We start from the raw sequence: 21,710 nt of genomic DNA, 5'->3' as shown, positions 1-21,710 counted from the left end.
CGCCGCGCCGGCCGCTGTCGCCCCCGCGGCACGCACAGGGCGCACCCTCCGAGGAGGATGCGCCCTGCGCGGCCCGCCTGTCGTCGGTCGGCTCAGCTGCCGATGCCCGTGATCACCGGGTGGTGGAAGGTGTCGCCGAATGCCCGCTGCGAAGCCCCCTCGCGGTCGAGGTAGGGCGATGCGCCACCGTCGATGAACGGCCAGCCGGCTCCGAGGATGAGGCACAGGTCGATGTCCTGCACCTCCGGGACCACGCCCTCGTCGAGCATGATCCTGATCTCCTGGGCGAGTCCGTCCTGCACGCGCTCGAGAATGGTCTCCGCCGAGGCGGGCGAGGAGCCGACGGCGGGCTTGAGCACCTTCTCCGCCGCCTTCGTCCAGCCGGTCACGCGGCCGCCCTTGTCCTTCTCGACCACCTGCGGCAGCTCCGCGAGGGCGTGGAAGTTCTCGTTCGCGTAGAAGCGGTCGGGGAAGGCACGCACCATCGTGTCCTGCACGTGTGCGGCGACCTTCCATCCGACCAGGTCGATCAGCTGGAACGGTCCCATCGGCAGTCCGAGCGGCGCGAACGCCTTCTCGACGTCGGCGATGGGAGTGCCCTCGTACACCGCGCGCGCCGCCTCGCCCATGACCTTGGCGAGCAGCCTGTTCACCACGAAGCCCGGCGCATCCGCCGTCAGCACGCCGTTCTTCCCGAGGCTCTTCGCCACGACGAAGGCCGTCGAGAGTGCGGCATCCGACGTCTGCGGCGTCTTCACGATCTCGATCAGCGGCATGACCGCCACCGGGTTGAAGAAGTGGAAGCCCACCAGGCGCTCGGGATGCGTCAGCTTCGCGCCGATCTCCGCCACGGACAGCGACGACGTGTTGGTGGCGAGGATGGCGTCCTCCGCGATGATCTTCTCGATCTCGCCGAACACCTGCTGCTTGACCGCCACCTCCTCGAATACGGCCTCGATCACGAAGTCGCAGTCGGCATAGAGCGTCTTGTCGGTCGTGCCGGTCACGAGGGCGCGCAGCCTGTTGGCCGCGTCGCCGTCGAGTCGCCCCTTCGCCTCGAGCTTGCCGATCTCGTCGTGGATGTAGGCCACACCCTTGTCGACGCGCGCCTGATCGAGGTCGGTGATGAGCACCGGCACCTGCAGCTTGCGGACGAACAGCAGCGCGAACTGGCTGGCCATGAGGCCGGCGCCGATGATGCCGACCTTGGCGACCTTCTTCGCCAGGGCCTTGTCAGGAGCCCCGACCGGCCGCTTGGCGCGCTTCTGCACGAGATCGAACGCGTACATGGATGCCGCGAACTGGTCGCCGGTGACGAGCTCGGCCAGCGCCTCGTCCTCGCGGGCGAAGCCCTCGGCCTTGGTGCCGCCCTTCGCCTTGTCGAGGAGGTCCAGCGCCACGTACGGCGACTTCGGGACCGTCCCGATCCTGGACTCGAGCATGCCGCGTGCCATCTTGATCGCGATGGGCCACTTGGTGAGGCGCTCGATCTTCCCGGGCTCGTGCTTGCGCTCGACCTTGGTCTTGCCGCTGAGCACGCGGTCCGCCCAGCTCAGCGAATCCTCGAGGTAGTTCGCCGCCGGGAAGATCGCGTCCACGATCCCGTAGTCGAACGCCTGCTGCGGCTTGAGCATGCGGTTCTGCTTCAGCGGGTTGGAGATCACGACCTCGAGGGCGTTCTCGATGCCGATGAGGTTCGGCAGCAGGTAGGCGCCGCCCCAGCCGGGGATGATGCCGAGGAAGACCTCGGGCAGGGCGATCGCGGCGGCCGAGGCATCCACCGTCCGGTACGTGCTGTTCAGCGCGATCTCGAGGCCGCCGCCCAGCGCCAGCCCGTTCACGAACGCGAACGTCGGCACCCCCAGCTCGGACAGCATGCCGAAGACCTTGTGACCCAGCTGGGCCACCAGGCGTGCGTTGTCCTTCGAGCCGACCTTGCTGATGTCGGAGAGGTCGGCGCCCGCCGCCAGGATGTACTGCTTGCCGGTGATGCCGACCGCCTGGATCTCACCGGCCGCGGCACGCCCCTCGAGCGCCTCGAGCGTCTCGCCCAGCTGGAACATCGTCGCCGGTCCCAGCGTGTTGGGGCGGGCGTGGTCGCGACCGTTGTCGAGCGTGATGAGGGCGAGCACCTTGCCGGAGGGGAGGCGGATGTCGCGCACCCGCGAGTGCGTGATCACCTCGCCCTCCGTGACGGCGAGGATGGGGGAGAAGTCGATGTCGTCGTAGTTCGTCATTCCGCGCTTACTTCCGCTTCTTTCCGTCGTAGAACGGGTTCTCCCAGATGACCGAGCCGCCTTGGCCCAGACCGACGCACATCGCGGTGAGGCCGTAGCGCACGTCGGGTCGTTCGGCGAACTGCGCCGCGAGCTGGATCATCAGGCGGACGCCGGACGCCGCCAGCGGGTGGCCGAAGGCGATGGCGCCGCCCCACTGGTTGACGCGCGGGTCGTCGTCGGCGATGCCGAAGTGGTCGAGCAGGGAGATCACCTGGATGGCGAACGCCTCGTTGAGCTCGAACAGTCCGATGTCGCCGATCGTCAGGCCCGCCTTCTTCAAGGCCTTCTCCGTCGACGGGATCGGCCCGATGCCCATGATCTCGGGCTGGACGCCGGCGAACGCGAACGAGACGAGCTTCATCTTCGGCGTGAGCCCGAGCTCCTTGACCGCGCCGCCACCGGCGAGGAGCGACATCGTCGCGCCGTCGGTGAGCGGCGACGAGGTGCCCGCGGTCACCCGGCCGTGCGGGCGGAACGGGGTCTTGAGGCTCGCGAGGTCCGCCATCGTGGTACCCGGCCGCCGGCCCTCGTCCTCGGTCGCGAGACCCCACGAGCCGTCGGCGTCCTTGATCGCGACCGGCACGAGATCCGGCTGGATCTTGCCGGCGTCGTACGCCGCCTGCACCTTGTGCTGGCTGAGCATGCCGAAGCGGTCGGAGCGCTCCTTGGTCAGGTGGGGGAACCGGTCGAAGATGCGCTCGGCGGTGACGCCCATGTTGAGCGCGCCGGGGTCGACCATCTTCTCGGCGACGAAGCGGGGGTTGGGGTCGGCGTTGCCGCCGATCGGGTGGTGGCCCATGTGCTCCACCCCGCCGGCCAGGGCGACGTCGTACATGCCCACGCCGATCGAGGCGGCCATCGTCGTGACGCTGGTCATCGCGCCCGCGCACATGCGGTCGATCGCGAAGCCCGGGACGGTCTGGGGGAGCCCGGCGAGGATCGCGACGCTGCGGCCGAGGGTGAGGCCCTGATCGCCCGTCTGCGACGTCGCGGCGATGGCGACGTCGTCGACGCGGTCCCTCGGAACGCCCGGATTGCGCTCCATGAGTCCGATCGTCGCCTTGACGGCGAGGTCGTCCGCGCGGGTGTTCCAGTACATGCCCTTTTCGCCGGCGCGCCCGAACGGGGTGCGCATGCCATCGACGAAGTAGACGTCCGAAATCTCGGCCACTCTGCCTCCAAAAGTTGGGATGACGCCAGCCTAGGAGGGCGGTCGGAGCGGTCTGAATCGGGTGGCGGAAACCTACGAAGCCGTTTCGGAGGGCTCCGACACGGCTTGCACGGATCCCACAAAGGCATCGGCGATCAGCTGTGCAGTCTGCGCAATCTGCCACGACCGCGCGCCGAGCGAGGCGAGCGCGTCGCCGATGGATGCCTCGGTCACCGGCTCCGGCGGCGTCCACGCGATGCGCCGAAGCAGCTCGGGAGTCAGCAGGTTCTCGGTCGGCATGCGCAGCTCCTCCGCCCGCCGCTCGACGACGGGGCGCGCCGCCTTCAGGCGCGCGTCCGCCTCGGGGTTGCGGTCCGCCCACGCGCGGGGCGGCGGGAGCGAGTCCCCGCCCGTCGCGCGCTCCAGCGGGAGGTGGCTCGTGGCACGGCCCGCCTCGATGGCGGCCCACCAGCGATCGAGCTGAGAGCGGCTGGCCCGCCCGGTGAACTCCTTCACAGCGGCCAGTGCGCTCTTCGACTTGGGGTCGGCGAGCACCGCGGCCACCAGCGCGCGGTCGGGCACGAGTCGCCCGGGCGCGACGTCCTCCGCCCGCGCGTACTCCTCGCGCGCGGTCCACAGCTCACGGGCGACGGCCAGCGCCTTGCGTCCACGTACCGTGTGCAGGCCGCTCAGGCGACGCCACGGCTCTTCGCGCGGCGGCTTCGGCTCGCGTTCGAGCACGGCGCGGAACTCCTCGGCCGCGAAGTCGGCCTTGCCCTGCTCGTGAAGCTCCTCGAGCAGCTTGTCGCGCACGTCCACGAGGTGCTCGACGTCCAGTGCCGCGTACTCCAGCCACGACTGCGGCAGCGGACGGGTGGACCAGTCCGAGGCGGAGTGCGCCTTGGCGAGGGTGATCCCGAGGGTGTCCTCCACGACCGCACCGAGGCCAACCCGGTCATGACCCAGAAGTCGCGCGGCGAGCTCGGTGTCGAAGATCGAGTCGGGCACGAGGCCCAGTTCGCGCAGTGACGGCAGGTCCTGGCTGGCGGCGTGGAGGACCCACTCCTCGTGACCGATCGCGTCCTGCAGCGCCTGGAAGTCCCCGATGGGCGGAGGGTCGAACAGGAACACGCCGACGCCGCGACGGAACACCTGCACGAGGTATGCGCGTTGCGAGTAGCGGAATCCGGAGGCGCGCTCGACGTCGACGGCCACAGGCCCCTGGCCGGCGGCCAGCCGGCGCGCGGCGTCGGCGAGGTGGCCCACCTCGTCGATCACCTCATAATCAACCACGCGGCGTCCTGCGCGAACCCAGCATCGCGATCCCTTCCGAGCCGGGCGGGAGCCCGGCGAGCATGCATACCAACTCCGCCCATGCTTCCACGTGCGGAGCGATCGCGCCTTCCGGTGACCAGGACGCCCGCAGCTCGATCTGCGCACCGTCTCCTTCCGCGGCAAGGGAGCCGAAACCTTTGGAGAGCGTCTTCGTGGCCGTCCCGGAGGCCGAATGGAACTCGGCGCGACGCGACGCCAGCGCGTCGGTGAGCCACGTCCACGCGACATCGGCCAGGAGCGGATCGACTCCGATCTCCGGCTCGAGCGGCGCCTGGGCGAAGCACACGATGCGCCAGGGGCCGTTCCACGGCGCCGGCTCCTCCGGATCGTGCAGCAGCACGAGCCGACCCGTGCCGTACGGGGAGTCGACGTCGTCGGGGGAGGAGCGCACATCGCCCGCGATCGCGAGCGCCTGGGGCGCCAGCCCCTGCGGTGCCGGGATCTCACGCACCGTCAGGTCGTCGCGGAACGAGATCGAGCGCACCGCCTCGGCCGCCTGCTCGAACGAGCTCGGTGCCGCGGGGGGACGCTGGTCAGCCACGCGGACAGACTAGAGTGATGCCTCGATGGTCGCCTTCAGGCGCGCCGCGATGGGCGGCGCAACCCGCAGCTCCGCCACCCGGCCCCGCACACCCGCCTACGTCGCCGGGGTCAAAGCCGCGCTCACGGTGCTGAGCGTCGCGCTGGCCGGGACGCTCGGCGCCCTCGCCGCCGGGTCCGTCCTGATGGCCCGCCGCGTCGTCACGCCGACGCGGCGCGAGCCCGACACGCGCATCCTCGCCCTGGACACCGCCGCGCAGACGATCACGCTGTCGCGGACGCCCGACACCGCGCTTCCGGGGCGCTACGGCCTGTTCACCAAGGGCACCTCGGACTACATCAAGCTCGGCTCGGTGCTCTCGGAGGACGCCACCAGCGTCAAGCGCAAGCTGCTCACCCATATCGGCTCCGACGCCGAGCTCGCCCCCGAGGCGGCCTTCAGCGGCTGGTACTACGACCGTCCCGAGCAGCTGCACCTTCCCTTCAGCCCGGAGCTCATCGGCTCGACCGTCGGCCCGTGCCCGGCGTGGCTCTTCCCGGCGGGCTCCGGCGAGACGTGGGTCATCCAGGTGCACGGGCGCGGTACGACGCGCGCCGAGTGCCTGCGCGCGGTCCCCGTCTTCCACGGGCTCGGCATCACCTCGCTCGTGGTCTCGTACCGCAACGACGGTGAGGCGCCGCGCAGCCGCAGCGGCACCTACGGGCTGGGATCGACGGAATGGCGCGACGTCGATGCCGCCGTCGGGTTCGCCCGGCGACGCGGCGCCCGCCGGATCGTGATCATGGGCTGGTCGATGGGCGGAGCGATCGCGCTGCAGCTGGCCCTGAACTCCGCACACCGCGACGCGATCGCCGGCCTGATCCTCGAGTCGCCCGTCGTGGACTGGAGCCTCGTGCTGAAGTACCAGGCGCGCGAGCAGCGCGTGCCCGACGCGATCACGGGTCTGGCGATGGAGGCGCTCCGTACGGAGTGGGCGGCCCCGCTCACCCGCACCGGCGCGGCGATCCGCCTCGACCAGCTCGACGTGCTGTCGCGCGCGAGCGAGCTGCGGCATCCGATCCTCATCCTCCACAGCGACGACGACGGCTACGTCCCCTCGGACGCCTCGCACGACCTCGTCGTCGCCCGCCCCGATCTCGTCCAGATGCAGGTGTTCGAGGTCGCGCGGCACACGAAGCTGTGGAACTACGACCAGGAGCGATGGAGCGACAGCATCCGCTCGTGGCTCGCAGCGCAGGGCCTCCTGCCTGACTGAGGAGTGCGCGCGGGTCAGGCGGCCGCTTTGGCGCGCACCTGCCGCTGCGCGCGCAGCAGCATGCCCGTCATGCCCGAGATCCGCAGCGGCGACACGACGCGGGTGAGCCCCAGCGTCTGGGGATAGTCGCCCGGCACCGCGAGGACCTCGCCGGCTGTCAGCCCGGTGAGGCCCTGGGCCAGGATGCTGGCGAAGCCGCGCGTCGTCGGCGCCTCGGGCGGCGCCGTCGCGTGCATGGCCACGGTGCCGTCGCCGTCGACGTCCACGACGATGAAGACGGGGGACTGGCACTCGACGACGCGCTCGTAGAGCTCGGGGTGGCCTTCGTACTCCGCCGGCACGGCGGGCAGCTCGTACGAGTACTCCAGGAGCAGCTGCAGCCGGTCGGCTTCGGGCAGCTCCAGGAACTCGTCGCGGATCTCGGCGAGGCGCTCGGGCAGGGCGGTGTCGGTCATCCCCGCCATCATCCCACGCCCGAATGGCGAGGGACCCGGCCGGTCACCGGCGGGGGGCGTCGCCGGGCTCGGCTCCCGCGACGATCGGCACACGCACCGCGCTGCCCCACTCCGTCCAGGACCCGTCGTAGTTGCGCACGTCGTCGAAGCCCAGGAGATGCCTGAGCACGAACCAGGTGTGGCTGGACCGCTCGCCGATCCGGCAGTAGGCGACGATCGCATCGTCGTCTTTCAGCCCGACCTCGCCCCGGTAGATCGCGTCGAGCTCGGCGCGGCTCTTGAAGCCGCCGTCCTCGGCGACGGCGCGTCCCCACGGGACGCTCCTCGCCGTGGGGATGTGCCCGGCGCGCAGGGCGCTCTCCTCGGGGTAGGCCGGGGCAGTGGTGCGCGAGCCGTCGTACTCCTCAGGGGAGCGCACATCGATGAGCGGACCGCTGCCGAGGTGTGCGAGGACGTCCTCCTTGTATGCGCGCAGCACCGAGTCGTCGCGCTCGACGACCGGGTAGCGCGTGGGCGCGGGCTTGGGCACCTCGGTCGTCATCGGGCGGCCCTCGGCGATCCACTTGTCACGGCCGCCGTCGAGGAGCCGGACGTCCTCGTGCCCGAAGAGGGAGAAGACCCACAGCGCGTAGGCTGCCCACCAGTTGTTCTTGTCCCCGTAGATCACCACCGTGTCATCGCGGGAGATCCCCTTGCGGCCGAGCAGCGCGGCGAAACCCTCGCCGTCGACGTAGTCGCGCACCACGGGGTCGTTGAGCTCGGTGTGCCAGTCCACCTTGACGGCACCGGGGATGTGCCCCGTCTCGTACAGCAGCACGTCCTCGTCGGATTCGACGACGACGAGCCCCGGCCGGCCCAGCCGGGCCTCGAGCCACTCGCCGGTGACGAGCCGTCCGGGCTGGGCGTACTCGGCGAACTTCTCGGACGAGGTGTCGGTCTCGACGGGCATGGCGTCTCCTGATGTCGGCGGGGTGCGGGCACGCGTCGGCGCCCGCGGGCGGCGGTTAGGGTTGAACCGTCGCCTTCGACCCTAGATTCCCGGGCGGGCGAGCACAGCCCTGCTGTAACGCGCCGTCCACTTCCACCGAGGATCCGCATGACCGTCTCCGCCACCCGCTCCGGCGTCGTCCACCTCGCAGAGCGGACCCCGCAGCTCGCCGGTGCCGAGATGGTCGCCGCCCTCGTGCCGCCGCCGCAGTTCGCCGACGCGACTTTCGACACCTACCGGGCCGATCCCGCATATCCCTCGCAGCAGGAGGCGAAGGACCTGCTCCTGGCGTTCACCGGAACCGCGGCACCCGTCAAGGGCGGGCTCTTCCGTCGCGCGAAGCGGCCGGAGGTCAAGCCGGGCGTGTACCTCGACGGCGGCTTCGGCGTGGGCAAGACCCACCTCCTGGCCGCGGTGTACCACGCGCTGCCCGCGCGGCGGAAGTACTTCGGGTCGTTCATCGAGTACACGGCGCTCGTGGGCGCGCTCGGCTACCAGAACACCGTCGAGCTGTTCCGCGGCTCGGATCTGCTGTGCATCGACGAGTTCGAGCTGGACGACCCCGGTGACACGATGGTGATGACCCGGCTGCTGGGCGAGCTCGTCGCCTCCGGGACGCGTCTGGCGGCGACATCCAACACCCCTCCCAACGCGCTCGGGGAGGGGCGGTTCGCCGCGCAGGACTTCCTGCGCGAGATCCACGCCATGGCGGCGAGCTTCCATACGGTGCGCATCGACGGGACGGACTACCGTCACCGCGCCGTCGACGGCCACGCGATGGTGCTCGAGCGCCCGCAGTACGACGCGGCGATCGCGGATGCCGCGGCCACGAGCCTCGTCTCCGACGATGCGTTCGACGACCTCGTAAGCCACCTCGCCCGCGTGCACCCGTCTCGCTACATCCGCCTGATCGAGGGGCTCTCGATGGTCGGACTGCGCGACGTCGAACCCTTCACGGACCAGTCCGCGGCGCTGCGCTTCGTCGCCTTCATCGACCGCGTGTACGACGCGCAGCTGCCGATCCGGGCGACGGGGACGTCGCTGGACCTCGTCTTCCCGGAGGAGATGCTCGCCGGGGGGTACCGCAAGAAGTATCTCCGGGCGATCTCCCGCCTGGTCGCGTCGACCCTCGCCTGATTCCCGGCGGGTCCTCGGAGCCCCGAAACACGATGTTTACGTGCGGGGCGGCTCCGTAACGAAGGAGAAACACGGGTCGTCCCGCTGCCGAAACGGACGGTCGACACACTGAGGGAACCCGACGCTTTCAGCTGCGTCCCCCGCAGAGAGGTTCTCCACCGAGATGGATCAAGGCAACACCGCATTCATGCTCATAGCGGCCGCGCTCGTCTTGTTGATGACGCCCGGTCTCGCGTTCTTCTACGGCGGCCTGGTGAAGGCCAAGAGCGTCATCAGCATGATGATGCTCAGCTTCGGCGCACTCGGCCTCATCGGCGTGCTGTGGGTCGTCTACGGCTACGCCATCGCCTTCCCCGGCGCTGAGGGCCTCGTCGCCCCGTGGTCGATCGACTGGTCGGCCATCGGACTGACCAGCCTCCTCGAGGTGCCGGAGGGCGCGGCATACCCGCCGCTGGCCTTCGTCGCGTTCCAGGCCACCTTCGCGATCCTCACGGTCGCTCTGGTGTCGGGCGCCATCGCCGACCGCGCCAAGTTCGGATCGTGGATGATCTTCGCGGCCATCTGGGCCACGATCGTCTACTTCCCGGTCGCCAGCTGGGTGTTCAACTTCGGCCTCGCCGAGGATGGGAGCTTCGCCTACGGCGGCTGGATCACCTACGGCATGCAGGAGTGGTTCGGAGTCGGCGCGATCGACTTCGCGGGCGGCACGGCCGTCCACATCAACGCCGGCGCGGCCGCTCTCGCGCTCGCCCTGGTGCTCGGCAAGCGCGTCGGCTTCCAGAAGGGCGTCCACGTCCCGCACAACCCGCCGTTCGTGCTCCTGGGCGCCGGCCTGCTGTGGTTCGGCTGGTTCGGCTTCAACGCCGGCTCGGAGCTCGCCGCCGACGGCACCGCGGCCCTCGCGTTCGTCAACACGATCGCCGCCCCCGCCGCGGCCCTCCTGGCCTGGCTCGTGGTCGAGAAGCTGAAGGACGGCAAGCCCACCTCGGTCGGTGCCGCCTCCGGCGCCGTCGCGGGTCTGGTCGCCATCACCCCGGCGTGCGCGTCGGTGACCCCGATCTGGGCGATCGTGCTCGGCCTCGTCGCCGGCGCCGTCTGCGCCCTCGCGATCGAGCTCAAGTACAAGTGGGGCTTCGACGACTCGCTCGACGTCGTGGGCATCCACCTCGTCGGCGGCCTCATCGGAACGCTGTACCTCGGCTTCTTCGCCAACGGCACCGGCCTCATCTACAGCGGCTCGTTCACGCAGCTGCTCGTGCAGGCCATCGCCGCGATCGCCGTCCTCGTGTACTCGTTCGCCCTGGCCTTCGGCATCGGCCTGGTCATCGAGAAGACGATCGGCTTCCGCGTCAAGAACGAGGACGAGGTCGCCGGCATCGACACCGTCGTGCACGGCGAAGAGGGATACGTCCTGGAGGGCACTCGCGCCTGACGCTCTTCGCACAGCGCCGAAGGGGCGCCGCGGTCTCCCCCCGACCGCGGCGCCCCTTCGGCGCGCCGGGGCGGCCCGACGCGCCTCGTAGGATGACGCGTGTGACACAGCGAAGAGGTCTGCTCGGCGTCCTGAGCGGCATTCTGCGGCCGCGGCGGTCCGCAGCGCCGGCGGTCCCCGCCGCGTCGCACGCCGGCGCGACCGCCACGATCGAGGTGCCGCCACCGGGCCGGAGCGCGCTGCGGATCGCGTACGCCCCCGACCGCGACGGCGAGCCGGACGCCGGAGAGGTCGTCTGGACCTGGGTGCCGTACGTCGAGAACGACGGGCGTGGCAAGGACCGTCCCGTGCTCGTCATCGGAAGGCAGGATTCCGAACGCGTCTACGCCGTCAAGCTCACCAGCAAGGCCCACGACGGCGACCGCGACTTCCTCCCCCTGGGCGCGGGGGAGTGGGACGCGCGCGGCAGGCCGTCGTGGGTCGACATCGACCAGATCTACAGCGTGCATCGCGAGGGACTGCGGCGTGAGGCATCCGCCCTCGATCTCGAGCGCTTCATGCGGGTCGCCGACGCGCTCCACCGCCGCTACGGCTGGGCGATTGACGACTGACCGGATGCAGAAGAGGCCGGCCACTGACGTGGCCGGCCTCATTCGTCGTGGTGGGCGATACCAGACTCGAACTGATGACCTCTTCCGTGTGAAGGAAGCGCGCTACCAACTGCGCCAATCGCCCGTACCCCGAGGGGGACGAGTAACGATCCTACCGGATGGCGAAGCGCGCCTCGAACCACATCCGTGTGACACGCGCGGGGTCCGTCCGGTTTTGCATGACGGCGAGGATCGGCTAAAGTCGTTCAAGTGCCCGGGGTGCGAATCCCGGAAGCGAAATGCGGATGTAGCGCAGTTGGTAGCGCATCACCTTGCCAAGGTGAGGGTCGCGAGTTCGAGTCTCGTCATCCGCTCGAGTGCAGGGATCCCCTCCAGGGATCACGGCACGTGGGGTCAAACCACACGCGGTGGCGTGGCCGAGCGGCTAGGCACCGGCCTGCAAAGCCGTTTACACGGGTTCGAATCCCGTCGCCACCTCCACTCCCGGTCCCGACCGGAGTTCGACTCGGGCGATTGGCGCAGCGGTAGCGCGCTTCCCTGACACGGAAGAGGTCACTGGTTCGATCCCAGTATCGCCCACCACTGGAAACCCCCGGATCCCCGGGGGTTTCTTCGTTCCTCGCCATGCCGGCCGTGCTCGATCGGTCAGTTGTACCGGTCCAGCTCAGCGGTGAGGACCGGGTAGACATCGCGCGCGGCATCCGTCCCGATGAAGCAGTCCATGTGGGCGTAGCCGGGGATCACGTGCCGCGTGTAGTACCCGTCGCCGTTGACCTCCCGCAGGTGCTCGTACGTGATCCGGCTGCCCTCCGGCAGGAAGAGGCGATTGGCCTCGCCGTGGACGAACGCGATCGGGACGCGCAGGCCGGAGACGTCGTCGAGGTAGTCGTGCTCGCCGTCCATGCTCACGGCATGGTCCTCGCGGAGGATCTTCGTGATGTGGGTGAGCGCCGTCAGATTGGCCACCCCGAACGCCTCATGCAGGTGATCGTGCGTCGCCTCGTTGAGGCGGTCGTGGTCGTAGACCTCGCCGTAGATGAACATCACCCGGCGGCAGAACGGCCTGTCGCACGGCTCCTCGCCCGCGGGATACAGCGCCAGGGCACGGTCGTAGAGCGACTCGGCCCACGACGGATCGTCGGCGGGCTCGGTGGTCAGCGTGTCGACGCCGAGCGCCTGGAGGACGTTGCCCGTGTAGATGCCGGCGCGGAACTCGTTGAGCGCGCCCGCGCGCGGGTGGAGCGTCACCTGCGAGGCCACCGCCGACCGCACGCCGCGCAGGCCCAGCCCGAGCGACATCAGCAGGGTGAGCGATCCGACGCAGTGCGCGACGATCTGCACCGACTCGGCGCCGCTGACGTCTCGGACCTTCTGCACGGCGGCCGGGTAGTCGAACCGCGCGATGTCGTCCAGCGTGAACTGCGAGCTCGCCGACGCCAGGGCGGGGCTCGCGCGATAGTCCAGCACCCACACGTCGTAGCCGCGCTCGTAGAGGTGCTCGGGGAGGTTGGTCTCGGTCGTGTCGAGCGTGTAGGCCAGCGCCGACGTCCCGAAGCCGGGGGAGAGCACGACAGGTCCCCTGCGCCCGCCCCGGAACCGCGTGAGCCGCAGCGCCACGCCGTCGGCCGCGTCGAACCCGTGGATCACCGGCTCACCGCAGCGGAGCCTCCGCCTGATCCGATCGCCGGTCGCCGCCGGCAGGACATCGCCCTCGCTCATGTCGACCCCCAGTGGTCGCGGTGCGCGTGTCGCCGCACGCCGGGCGGCTTCCGCACCGCATGCGACGACGCCGTCAGCCTATTGCCCGCAGCGCGGCCCCGCCACGAGCTCGTCCACATCGGCCGCCGTCCGGCGGGCACGGGCGCCGCCGTCGGCTGACTAGACTCGGAGCGTGGAACTCGTCTGGTCGGCCGCCGCTGCGGCACTCGAGACCGACACGCGAACGCTCGGCGCCTGAGCGGGCGGGGCGTGTCGTGCGCCCGAAGCTGAGTAGCCTTGATCCGAGCCATTCCCTGGAGAGTTTCCGTGACTGACGCTGTGTCCTATCCCGCCGACGGCTTCGCCCTGTTCCCCGATCGCTCCGTGGTCGCCCTCCGCGTCAACGGTGAGCTGAAAGACCTCGCGACGGTGGTGGAGCAGGCGGATGCCGTGGAGCCCGTCACCATCGACAGCCCCGACGGCCTGGCGATCCTGCGCCATTCGACGGCCCACGTCCTCGCGCAGGCCGTCCAGCGCATCCACCCGCAGGCGAACCTCGGCATCGGCCCGCCGGTGACCGACGGCTTCTACTACGACTTCGGCGTCGAGCATCCCTTCACCCCCGAGGACATCAAGGCCATCGACAAGGAGATGCAGCGCATCGTCCGCGAGGGCCAGCGCTTCGTGCGCCGTGTCGTGACCGAGGAGGAGGCGCGCGTCGAGCTCGTCGACGAGCCGTTCAAGCTCGAGCTCATCGACCTGAAGGGCGGCGGCGCCGCCGACAAGGCCGAGGGCGCCTCCGTCGAGGTCGGCGCGGGCGAGCTGACGATCTACGACAACGTCGACCGCGACGGCCAGACCGTGTGGAAGGACCTCTGCCGCGGACCGCATCTGCCCAACACCCGCATGATCGGCAACGGGTGGGCGCTCCAGCGGATCGCGGGTGCATACTGGCGCGGCAGCGAGAAGAACCCCCAGCTGCAGCGCATCTACGGCACCGCCTGGCCGACCAAGGACGAGCTGCGCGCCTACCAGACGCGCCTCGAGGAGGCCGCGAAGCGCGACCACCGCAAGCTCGGCAAGGAGCTGGACCTGTTCTCGTTCCCGGACGAGATCGGATCGGGCCTGTCGGTCTGGCACCCGCGCGGCGGCGTGGTGCGCGGCGAGATGGAGCAGCACGCGCGCCGGCGCCACATCGAGGGCGGCTACACCTACGTCTACACGCCCCACATCTCCAAGCAGGACCTGTTCCTGCAGTCCAACCACCTCGTCACCTACAAGGAGGGGATGTTCCCGCCCATCCACCTCGACGAGGAGCGCGACGAGCAGGGCGAGATCACCAAGCACGGCCAGGACTACTACCTGAAGCCGATGAACTGCCCGATGCACATCCTCATCTACAAGGAGCGCGCGCGCAGCTATCGCGACCTGCCCATGCGGCTGGCCGAGAACGGCACGGTGTACCGCAACGAGCTCTCGGGCGCGCTGCACGGCCTCACCCGGGTGCGCGGCTTCACCCAGGACGACTCGCACCTGTTCGTCACTCCGGAGCAGCTGGAGGAGGAGGCGACCCGCGTCCTGGAGTTCGTCATCTCGATGCTCCGCGACTTCGGCCTCGAGGACTTCGAGCTCGAGCTGTCGATGCGCGACGACGAGAAGGAGAAGTGGATCGGCTCGGACGAGTTCTGGGAGCACTCGACCGACGCGCTTCGCAACGTCGCCCTCGCGAGCGGCCTGAAGCTCACCGAGGTCCCGGGCGAGGCGGCCTTCTACGGTCCGAAGATCGACCTCAAGACGCGTGACGCGATCGGCCGCACCTGGCAGCTGTCCACCGTCCAGGTCGACCCGAACCTGCCGGAGCGGTTCGAGCTGGAGTACACCGATCGCGACGGCCAGAAGAAGCGGCCGATCATGATCCACCGGGCGCTCTTCGGCTCGATCGAGCGGTTCTTCGCGATCCTGCTCGAGCACTACGCCGGCGCGTTCCCGGTGTGGCTCGCGCCCGTGCAGGTGGTCGGCATCCCCGTCGCCGAGGACTTCGCCGACTACCTCGGCGACGTCATCGCGCAGCTGAGGGCAGCGGGAGTGCGCGCCGAGCTCGACCACTCCGACGACCGCATGCAGAAGAAGATCCGCACCCACACCACCCAGAAGGTGCCGCTGCAGCTGATCGCGGGCGCGCAGGACCAGTCCGCCGGCACCGTGTCGTTCCGCTTCCGCGACGGCTCGCAGGAGAACGGCGTGCCGATCGCCGACGCCGTCCGCCGCGTCCGCGACGCGATCGCCTCGCATGCCCTGGTGAACACGGCGGAGGACTTTTCGTGACGGACGTCGGCGAGCCCGGTCCGGGGACTCCGGGAACGGATGCCCCGGACCCGGTGCTCGTCGACGCCGCGACGCTCCCGGGGGTGCCCGACCAGTTCCAGCGGCTGTGGACCCCGCACCGCATGGCGTACATCCAGGCAGGTCCCGAGGTGCTGCGGCAGGAGTGCCCGTTCTGCGAGGCGCCCCGCCGGTCCGACGAGGACGGCCTCATCGTCTTCCGCGGGAGGACGGCGTACGCGCTGCTGAACCTCTTCCCGTACAACTCGGGCCATCTGCTGATCTGCCCGTATCGCCATATCGCGACCTACGACCAGGCGACGGACGAGGAGGTCGCCGAGATCGGCCTCCTGACCCAGCAGGGCATGCGCGTGCTCCGTCAGGTGTCGCGCTGCGACGGCTTCAACATCGGCATGAACCAGGGGCACGTCGCCGGCGCGGGCGTGGACGAGCACCTGCACCAGCACATCGTGCCCCGCTGGGCCGCGGACGCGAACTTCTTCCCGATCATCGCGAAGACCAAGGCGCTGCCCCAGCTGCTGGGCGACGTGCGCCGCGCGGTGGCCGACGCCTGGAGCGCCTGACCGGAGTCGATGCGATCAGCAGACCCGCGTGACCTCGAACTGCAGACGCGGGTGGGCGTAGGCCTCCTGCGACTCGACGAGCTGCAGCTCGCGCTCGCCCGACGCGTGCGTGCGCTCGAGGAGGTCGAACACGCTCGATGTGGTGCGGGCGAGCGCATCGGCCGCGTCGCCGGTGCGGCGGTAGTGCGCGGTGAAGAGGGCGGCCGTGACGTCGCCCGATCCGTTCGCCTTCATCGGGATGTGGGGCGTCTGCACGATCCAGGCGCCGTCATCGGTCACGGCGAGCATCTCGATCGTCCCCTCCGGGCGATCGGGCCGTTCGACGCTCGTGACCAGCACCGTTCCGGGGCCCATCGCCCGGGCGAGGTCTGCCGAGGCGAGCGTCGATGCGAGGTCGGCGGGCTCGGTGCCGGTCAGGAAGCCGAGCTCGAACTGGTTCGGGGTGATGATGTCGGCGGCGGGGACCACGCGCTCCCGCAGCAGCACGGGGATGGCCGGCGCGACGAAGCAGCCCGACTTCGCGTTGCCCATCACCGGGTCGCACGCGTAGACGGCCTCGGGGTTGGCCTGCTTGACCCGTGCGACGGCGTCGAGGATCACGTCGGCGATGCCCTCGCCGCCCTGGTACCCCGAGAGCACGACGTCGATCTCCGGGAACGCGCCGCGCTCCTCGATGCCCGTGATGACCTCGCGCACGTCGTCCGGGCTGATGAGGGGGCCGCGCCATGCGCCGTAGCCGGTGTGATTGGAGAAGTTCACCGTGTAGACCGGCATGACCTCGACGCCGATGCGCTGGAGCGGGAAGACGGCGGCGGAGTTGCCGACATGACCGTAGGCGACCGCGGACTGGATCGAGAGGATCTTCACCGCTCGATCATGCCACTTCGCGCGTGACGAGCCGTCCACCGGCCGCTCGCACGGCGGCGGCGACGTCGGCGGCGAGCCGGTCGGCGTCGGGGTCGTCCAGATCGTGCACCGTGAGCCGCAGGCGGTGCGACGGGCCCGCCTCGGCCAGCACGAACTCGTCGCCGGGCCGGGCGAGCCACCCGCGGCGCATCAGCTGCTCCGAGACCGCCCGCGCCGGCACGGGGAGCGCGATCCACAGGTTCAGCCCGTCACCGGCGCCCGCCGGCACGCCCTGCGCCGACAGGCGCTGCACGAACGCCGCGTTGCGCGCCGCGTAGTGAGCGCCCGCGCGCTCGATGGCCGCCATGGTCGCGGCATCCTTCACCAGAGCGAGCGTGAGCCGCTGGAGCAGGTGGCTGACCCAGGTCGTGCCGGGAGTGAGCCGCATCGCGAGCCGCTCGGCCGTCTCGGGATCGGATGCCGTCACCGCCAGGCACATGTCGGGACCCAGGAACTTCGACACCGACCTGACCAGCGCCCACCGTCGGTGGCCCGCCGCGACGAGGGAGTGGAACGGCTGCCGCGACAGCAGCGAGAAGTGGTCGTCCTCGATGACGAGGACGTACGGGTGGTCGCGCAGCACCGCCCGCAGCTGCTCGGCGCGACGCTTCGAGAGACTCGCCCCGGTGGGGTTCTGCGCCCGCGGCGTGTGGACGACGGCGCGGACGCCCTGGTCGAGCGCCGCCCGCAGTCCCTCGACCGTCATGCCCTCGTCGTCGACGGGGACCGGGACGGCGCGGTACCCGCCGATGCGGACGGTGTGGATGCTGGTGAGGAAGCAGGGGTCCTCGAGCGCCACGGCGTCGTCCCGCGTGAGCGCCTGGGCGAGCAGGCGCTCGACGGCGTCGGCCGCGCCGCTGGTGATCGTCAGCCGCATGTCCGCGGCGGGTGCCAGGTCCTGCCGCATCCACTCCCGCGCCCATTCCTCCAGGGCGGGGTCGATCACCGGCTCGCCGTACAGGACGGGCCGCCCGGCCACGCTCGCCAATGCGGACGACGGGTCGGGGATCAGGTCGGGGTCGGGGTTGCCCGTGCCGACGTCGCGCAGCACGCTGCCGGCGGCGAAGCCCTCCTGGGCGACGGGGGCGGGGTCGGCCACGCGCGTGCCGCCGCGGCCGCGCGTCACGATGACGCCGGCCTGCGTGAGCTGGCGATAGGCAGCGACGACCGTGTTGCGGTTGACCCCCAGCCCGTCTGCCAGGGCGCGGACGGGCGGGATCGCCTGCCCGGGGCGAAGGTCGCCGCGCTCGATCAGGGCACGCAGGCTGTCGGCGATCTCGGACGCCGACCTGCCGCGGATGTCCAGGTCCATTGCGCATCCCCCTTCAGCGGCCGTCTTCGGATGAGTGTAGGGCCCAGCTCATGCTATCTTTTGGCCTAGGCCAATACCCGCATTTGTCCTCACCGCTGCGCGCACCGCGCCGAACGAAGGGAACGCTCGTGACCACTGCCGACACGGGAACCGACCGCGTCAAGCGCGGACTCGCCGAGATGCTCAAGGGCGGCGTCATCATGGACGTCGTCACTGCCGAACAGGCGAAGATCGCCGAGGACGCGGGCGCCGTCGCGGTCATGGCGCTCGAGCGCGTGCCGGCCGACATCCGCGCGCAGGGGGGCGTCGCCCGCATGAGCGACCCCGACCTCATCGACGACATCATCGCGTCGGTCTCGATCCCGGTGATGGCCAAGGCCCGCATCGGCCACTTCGTCGAGGCGCAGGTGCTGCAGGAGCTCGGCGTGGACTACATCGACGAGTCCGAGGTGCTCTCGCCCGCCGACTACGTCAACCACATCGACAAGTGGAAGTTCACCGTCCCGTTCGTGTGCGGCGCGACCAACCTCGGCGAGGCGCTGCGCCGCATCAACGAGGGTGCGGCGATGATCCGCTCCAAGGGCGAGGCCGGCACCGGAGACGTGTCGGAGGCGACCAAGCACATCCGCAAGATCAGCTCGGAGATCAACGTCCTGCGGTCGATGACCAAGGACGAGCTGTACGTCGCGGCCAAGGAGCTCCAGGCGCCGTACGAGCTGGTCGCCGAGATCGCCGAGACGGGCAAGCTCCCCGTCGTCCTCTTCGTCGCCGGGGGCGTCGCCACGCCCGCCGACGCGGCGATGATGATGCAGCTGGGCGCCGACGGCGTCTTCGTCGGCTCGGGGATCTTCAAGTCGGGGAACCCCGCCGAGCGCGCGGCGGCGATCGTGAAGGCCACCACCTTCTACGACGACCCCACGGTGATCGCCGACGTGTCCCGCGGACTCGGCGAGGCGATGGTGGGCATCAACGTCGCCGACCTCGCCGCGCCGCATCGGCTCGCCGAGCGCGGCTGGTGACGAGGCCGCGACCCCGGGTCGGCGTCCTCGCGCTGCAGGGCGACGTCCGTGAGCACGTGCGCGTGCTCTCGGACCTCGGGGCCGAGGTCGCGACGGTCCGACGCCCCGAGGAGCTCGCCCAGGTGGACGGCCTCGTCCTCCCGGGCGGCGAGTCGAGCGTCATCGACAAGCTCGCCCGCGCGTTCGGGATGCGCGACCCGGTGCGCGCCGCGATCGCGGAGGGGATGCCCGTCTACGGGACCTGCGCCGGCCTGATCCTCCTCGCCGACCGGATCACGGACGGGATCGAGGGTCAGCAGACCTTCGGCGGCCTCGACGTGACGGTGCGCCGCAACGCCTTCGGCAGCCAGGTGGACTCGTTCGAGGTGGATCTGGACGTCCCCGTGCTCGGCCGCCCCCCGGTGCACGCGGTGTTCATCCGCGCGCCGCTCGTGGAGCAGGCGGGGGAGGGCGTGGAGCGCCTGGCCGCGCTCGCCGACGGACGCGTGGTGGCCGTCCGCCAGGGAGCGCTCCTGGGCACGTCCTTCCACCCGGAGGTCGGCGGGGAGCAGCGGTTCCACGCGCTGTTCCTCGACATGGTCCGCGAGCGCGTCGGCTGACCGGCCGGATCCGCCTCCCGGGGTAGATTCTGATCCATGACGATCAACGACTGGTGGCGCGAGCACCCGGAGGAGCGCTACTGGATGATCGCCCCGTCGCGCGGCGTCGTCGGCGACGCGCTGACGGCTCCGAAGGCGGCCGACGACCGCCGCTTCGAGTGGTCCCACGAGCTCGTCGGGTTCACCGAGCCCGGTGACACGCTCTTCGTGTGGGATCGCACGCTGCCGGTTCCCGGCATCGCCGCGTGGGGTCGCGTGCTCGGCCCGCTCGGCGAGGAGACCCGCTCACGGCGCGGCGACGAGCTGCGCCACTGGCGCATGCCCATCAGCGACACGCTGCGCCTCGCCTCGCCGATCACCCTTCCCCGCCTGCGGCGCGTGGGCGCCGAGATCGTCGCCGTCCGCGATCGGGTCGAGCAGCTGACCGAGGGTCCGGTGTACTTCCCGTTCATCGGCTCGGCGGACAGGCTCGCCCCAGCCCCCGCCTATCTCACGAAGGTGCCGCGAGACCTCGTGGCGCTGCTGTCGTCGCGCTTCGGGTTCGAGTTCGCCCTGTGACGCGGGGATAAACTAGTCCGTCGTGGCGCCGCGATCGAAGCGCCGGCCGCCGACGAGCGTGATTCAGGAGGACCATGTCCGGGCATTCCAAGTGGGCGACGACCAAGCACAAGAAGGCGGTCATCGACGCGCGCCGTGCGAAGTCGTGGGCCAAGCTCATCAAGAACATCGAGGTCGCCGCGAAGCTCGGCGGTCCCGACCTGGCGGGCAACCCGACCCTGTTCGACGCCGTGCTGAAGGCGAAGAAGACGTCGGTCCCCAAGGACAACATCGACCGCGCCATCAAGCGCGGCGCCGGCATCGGCGGGGAGTCGGTCGAGTACTCCTCGATCATGTACGAGGGGTACGGCCCCTCCGGCGTCGCCCTCCTGATCGAGTGCCTCACCGACAACAAGAACCGCGCGGCCGCCGAGGTGCGCACCGCGCTCACCCGCAACGGGGGCACGCTCGCCGACCCGGGCAGCGTCGCGTACAACTTCACCCGCAAGGGCGTGATCGTCGTCGGCGGCGAGTCGACCACCGAGGACGACGTCATGATGGCGGTCCTGGAGGCCGGCGCGGAGGAGGTCGAGCCCCACGCCCAGGGCTTCGAGGTCATCACCGAGGCATCCGACCTCGTCACGGTGCGCACCGCGCTGCAGGAGGCGGGCATCGACTACGAGTCGGCCGACGTCGAGTTCGTCCCCAATCTCAAGGTCGAGGTGGACGCCGAGACGGCGCGCAAGGTCTTCCGCCTCATCGACGCCCTCGAGGACAGCGACGACGTGCAGAACGTCTACAGCAACTTCGACCTCACGCCCGAGGTGCAGGCGGAGCTCGAGGACGACGAGGACTGACGATCGCTCCGGATGCCCCGCCCAGGCGCGCCTGGGCGGGGCATCCGTCCGCCTGGCCTAACGTGGGGGAGTGGCGTCCTCCCGTGGTCCTCTGCGCGTGCTCGGCATCGACCCGGGCCTCACGCGCTGCGGCGTCGGCGTCGTCGACGTGCGTCCCGACCGCTCCGCGACGCTCGTGCACGTCGGCGTCGTGCGGTCCGACCCGAGCGCCCCGATCGAGGAGCGGCTCGCACTGATCGCGACGGGTCTGCGTGCGGTGCTCGACGCGCACGAGCCCCACGTCGTCGCGGTGGAGCGCGTGTTCGCACAGCACAACCGCGCCACGGTGATGGGCACCGCGCAGGCGAGCGGCATCGCGCTCCTGGTCGCCGGGGAACGCGGACTCGCGGCGGCGACGCACACGCCGTCGGAGGTCAAGGCGGCGATCACCGGGTACGGGAACGCCGACAAGCGGCAGGTGCAGACCATGGTGGCGCGCGTGCTGCGGCTCGACGAGCTGCCGAGACCCGCCGACGCCGCCGACGCGCTCGCCCTCGCGCTCTGCCACGCGTGGCGCGGAGCCCCCGCGACCGGGTCGCCCTCCGAGCCCCTCACACCGGCGCAGCGCGCATGGGCCGATGCCGAGCGTCTCGCCCGGAAGTGAGCGGTGCGCCGCAGAGCGTGTCGCTCGAACAAACGTGCGAACCGCACCGT

General features: G+C 70.5%; 20 protein-coding genes and 4 tRNA genes. 14 read left to right on the top strand and 10 right to left on the bottom strand.

Features of this window, described 5'->3' with window-relative positions; translation table 11 throughout:
- Positions 1-92: 92 nt before the first annotated feature.
- The 4 genes from ACWGUG_RS08180 to ACWGUG_RS08165 form a co-directional block, all read right to left on the bottom strand.
- A complete protein-coding gene (locus tag ACWGUG_RS08180; RefSeq protein ID WP_452324382.1) occupies positions 93-2,237 on the bottom strand; it encodes a 3-hydroxyacyl-CoA dehydrogenase NAD-binding domain-containing protein in 2,145 nt (714 codons plus the stop codon).
- Positions 2,238-2,244: 7 nt separating this feature from the next.
- A complete protein-coding gene (locus ACWGUG_RS08175) occupies positions 2,245-3,450 on the bottom strand; it encodes a thiolase family protein (RefSeq protein ID WP_378880889.1) in 1,206 nt (401 codons plus the stop codon).
- Between the two features lie 72 nt (positions 3,451-3,522).
- A complete protein-coding gene (locus tag ACWGUG_RS08170; protein WP_336398024.1) occupies positions 3,523-4,722 on the bottom strand; it encodes a ribonuclease D in 1,200 nt (399 codons plus the stop codon).
- Positions 4,715-5,305, bottom strand: a complete 591-nt coding sequence (locus ACWGUG_RS08165; RefSeq protein WP_452324381.1) for a DUF3000 domain-containing protein — start codon at positions 5,303-5,305, stop codon at positions 4,715-4,717. Before ACWGUG_RS08165 ends, ACWGUG_RS08170 begins: the two co-directional genes overlap by 8 nt.
- A 25-nt stretch (positions 5,306-5,330) precedes the next feature.
- Between ACWGUG_RS08165 and ACWGUG_RS08160 the strand changes: the two genes are divergently transcribed.
- Positions 5,331-6,560, top strand: coding sequence for an alpha/beta hydrolase (locus tag ACWGUG_RS08160; protein WP_336398022.1), 1,230 nt, complete (start codon positions 5,331-5,333; stop codon positions 6,558-6,560).
- A gap of 14 nt (positions 6,561-6,574) precedes the next feature.
- Here the strand turns inward: ACWGUG_RS08160 and ACWGUG_RS08155 are convergent, their stop codons facing one another.
- Complete coding sequence (locus ACWGUG_RS08155; protein ID WP_452324380.1) at positions 6,575-7,015, bottom strand: SufE family protein; 441 nt, start codon at positions 7,013-7,015, stop codon at positions 6,575-6,577.
- A 43-nt stretch (positions 7,016-7,058) separates the two neighbouring features.
- Positions 7,059-7,964, bottom strand: coding sequence for a sulfurtransferase (locus tag ACWGUG_RS08150; RefSeq protein WP_452324379.1), 906 nt, complete (start codon positions 7,962-7,964; stop codon positions 7,059-7,061).
- A 147-nt stretch (positions 7,965-8,111) separates the two neighbouring features.
- Between ACWGUG_RS08150 and zapE the strand changes: the two genes are divergently transcribed.
- The 3 genes from zapE to ACWGUG_RS08135 all read left to right on the top strand — a co-directional run bounded on the left by zapE (position 8,112) and on the right by ACWGUG_RS08135 (position 11,183).
- Positions 8,112-9,140 carry a cell division protein ZapE gene (zapE, locus tag ACWGUG_RS08145; protein WP_336398019.1) on the top strand — a complete coding sequence of 343 codons (1,029 nt, stop codon included), beginning with the start codon at positions 8,112-8,114 and terminating at the stop codon, positions 9,138-9,140.
- A 163-nt stretch (positions 9,141-9,303) separates the two neighbouring features.
- A complete protein-coding gene (locus tag ACWGUG_RS08140; protein WP_336398018.1) occupies positions 9,304-10,572 on the top strand; it encodes an ammonium transporter in 1,269 nt (422 codons plus the stop codon).
- A gap of 92 nt (positions 10,573-10,664) precedes the next feature.
- Positions 10,665-11,183: a type II toxin-antitoxin system PemK/MazF family toxin gene (locus ACWGUG_RS08135; protein ID WP_378880873.1), complete on the top strand. Its 519-nt coding sequence runs from the start codon at positions 10,665-10,667 to the stop codon at positions 11,181-11,183.
- Positions 11,184-11,231: 48 nt separating this feature from the next.
- On the opposite strand, the gene ACWGUG_RS08130 is transcribed toward ACWGUG_RS08135, so the two are convergent.
- Positions 11,232-11,307: transfer RNA gene (locus ACWGUG_RS08130), tRNA-Val, on the bottom strand.
- Between the two features lie 156 nt (positions 11,308-11,463).
- Between ACWGUG_RS08130 and ACWGUG_RS08125 the strand changes: the two genes are divergently transcribed.
- The 3 genes from ACWGUG_RS08125 (at position 11,464) to ACWGUG_RS08115 (ending at position 11,765) form a co-directional block, all read left to right on the top strand.
- Positions 11,464-11,536, top strand: a tRNA-Gly gene (locus tag ACWGUG_RS08125).
- 53 nt (positions 11,537-11,589) lie between these two features.
- Positions 11,590-11,663 (top strand) — tRNA-Cys (locus ACWGUG_RS08120).
- A gap of 27 nt (positions 11,664-11,690) precedes the next feature.
- A tRNA-Val gene (locus ACWGUG_RS08115) sits at positions 11,691-11,765 on the top strand.
- Positions 11,766-11,828: 63 nt separating this feature from the next.
- On the opposite strand, the gene ACWGUG_RS08110 is transcribed toward ACWGUG_RS08115, so the two are convergent.
- Entirely contained in the window at positions 11,829-12,902 is a 1,074-nt protein-coding gene (locus ACWGUG_RS08110) for an alpha/beta fold hydrolase (protein WP_378880870.1), read from the bottom strand.
- Between the two features lie 306 nt (positions 12,903-13,208).
- Between ACWGUG_RS08110 and thrS the strand changes: the two genes are divergently transcribed.
- Positions 13,209-15,206: a threonine--tRNA ligase gene (gene thrS, locus ACWGUG_RS08105; RefSeq protein ID WP_452324378.1), complete on the top strand. Its 1,998-nt coding sequence runs from the start codon at positions 13,209-13,211 to the stop codon at positions 15,204-15,206.
- Positions 15,207-15,259: 53 nt separating this feature from the next.
- Entirely contained in the window at positions 15,260-15,787 is a 528-nt protein-coding gene (locus ACWGUG_RS08100; RefSeq protein ID WP_336398064.1) for an HIT family protein, read from the top strand.
- Between the two features lie 15 nt (positions 15,788-15,802).
- Here the strand turns inward: ACWGUG_RS08100 and pdxY are convergent, their stop codons facing one another.
- Positions 15,803-16,654: a pyridoxal kinase PdxY gene (gene pdxY, locus ACWGUG_RS08095; protein ID WP_452324377.1), complete on the bottom strand. Its 852-nt coding sequence runs from the start codon at positions 16,652-16,654 to the stop codon at positions 15,803-15,805.
- A 7-nt stretch (positions 16,655-16,661) separates the two neighbouring features.
- A complete protein-coding gene (locus tag ACWGUG_RS08090; protein WP_336398013.1) occupies positions 16,662-18,005 on the bottom strand; it encodes an aminotransferase class I/II-fold pyridoxal phosphate-dependent enzyme in 1,344 nt (447 codons plus the stop codon).
- A gap of 128 nt (positions 18,006-18,133) precedes the next feature.
- Between ACWGUG_RS08090 and pdxS the strand changes: the two genes are divergently transcribed.
- From pdxS to ruvC, 5 genes are all read left to right on the top strand, one after another.
- Positions 18,134-19,024 carry a pyridoxal 5'-phosphate synthase lyase subunit PdxS gene (gene pdxS / locus ACWGUG_RS08085; RefSeq protein WP_336398012.1) on the top strand — a complete coding sequence of 297 codons (891 nt, stop codon included), beginning with the start codon at positions 18,134-18,136 and terminating at the stop codon, positions 19,022-19,024.
- Positions 19,018-19,623, top strand: coding sequence for a pyridoxal 5'-phosphate synthase glutaminase subunit PdxT (gene pdxT / locus ACWGUG_RS08080; protein WP_336398063.1), 606 nt, complete (start codon positions 19,018-19,020; stop codon positions 19,621-19,623). The genes pdxS and pdxT overlap by 7 nt, the downstream gene beginning before the upstream one ends.
- Positions 19,624-19,659: 36 nt before the next feature.
- Positions 19,660-20,181, top strand: coding sequence for a hypothetical protein (locus ACWGUG_RS08075; protein WP_336398011.1), 522 nt, complete (start codon positions 19,660-19,662; stop codon positions 20,179-20,181).
- Between the two features lie 74 nt (positions 20,182-20,255).
- Positions 20,256-21,017: a YebC/PmpR family DNA-binding transcriptional regulator gene (locus tag ACWGUG_RS08070; RefSeq protein ID WP_336398010.1), complete on the top strand. Its 762-nt coding sequence runs from the start codon at positions 20,256-20,258 to the stop codon at positions 21,015-21,017.
- 70 nt (positions 21,018-21,087) lie between these two features.
- Entirely contained in the window at positions 21,088-21,660 is a 573-nt protein-coding gene (ruvC, locus tag ACWGUG_RS08065; RefSeq protein WP_452324376.1) for a crossover junction endodeoxyribonuclease RuvC, read from the top strand.
- Positions 21,661-21,710 lie beyond the last annotated feature (50 nt).

It is taken from the genome of Microbacterium sp. NPDC055455 (genome assembly GCF_053619935.1).
Note: the sequence above shows the minus strand (reverse complement) of the source record. Positions and strands in the feature narration are given on the sequence as shown.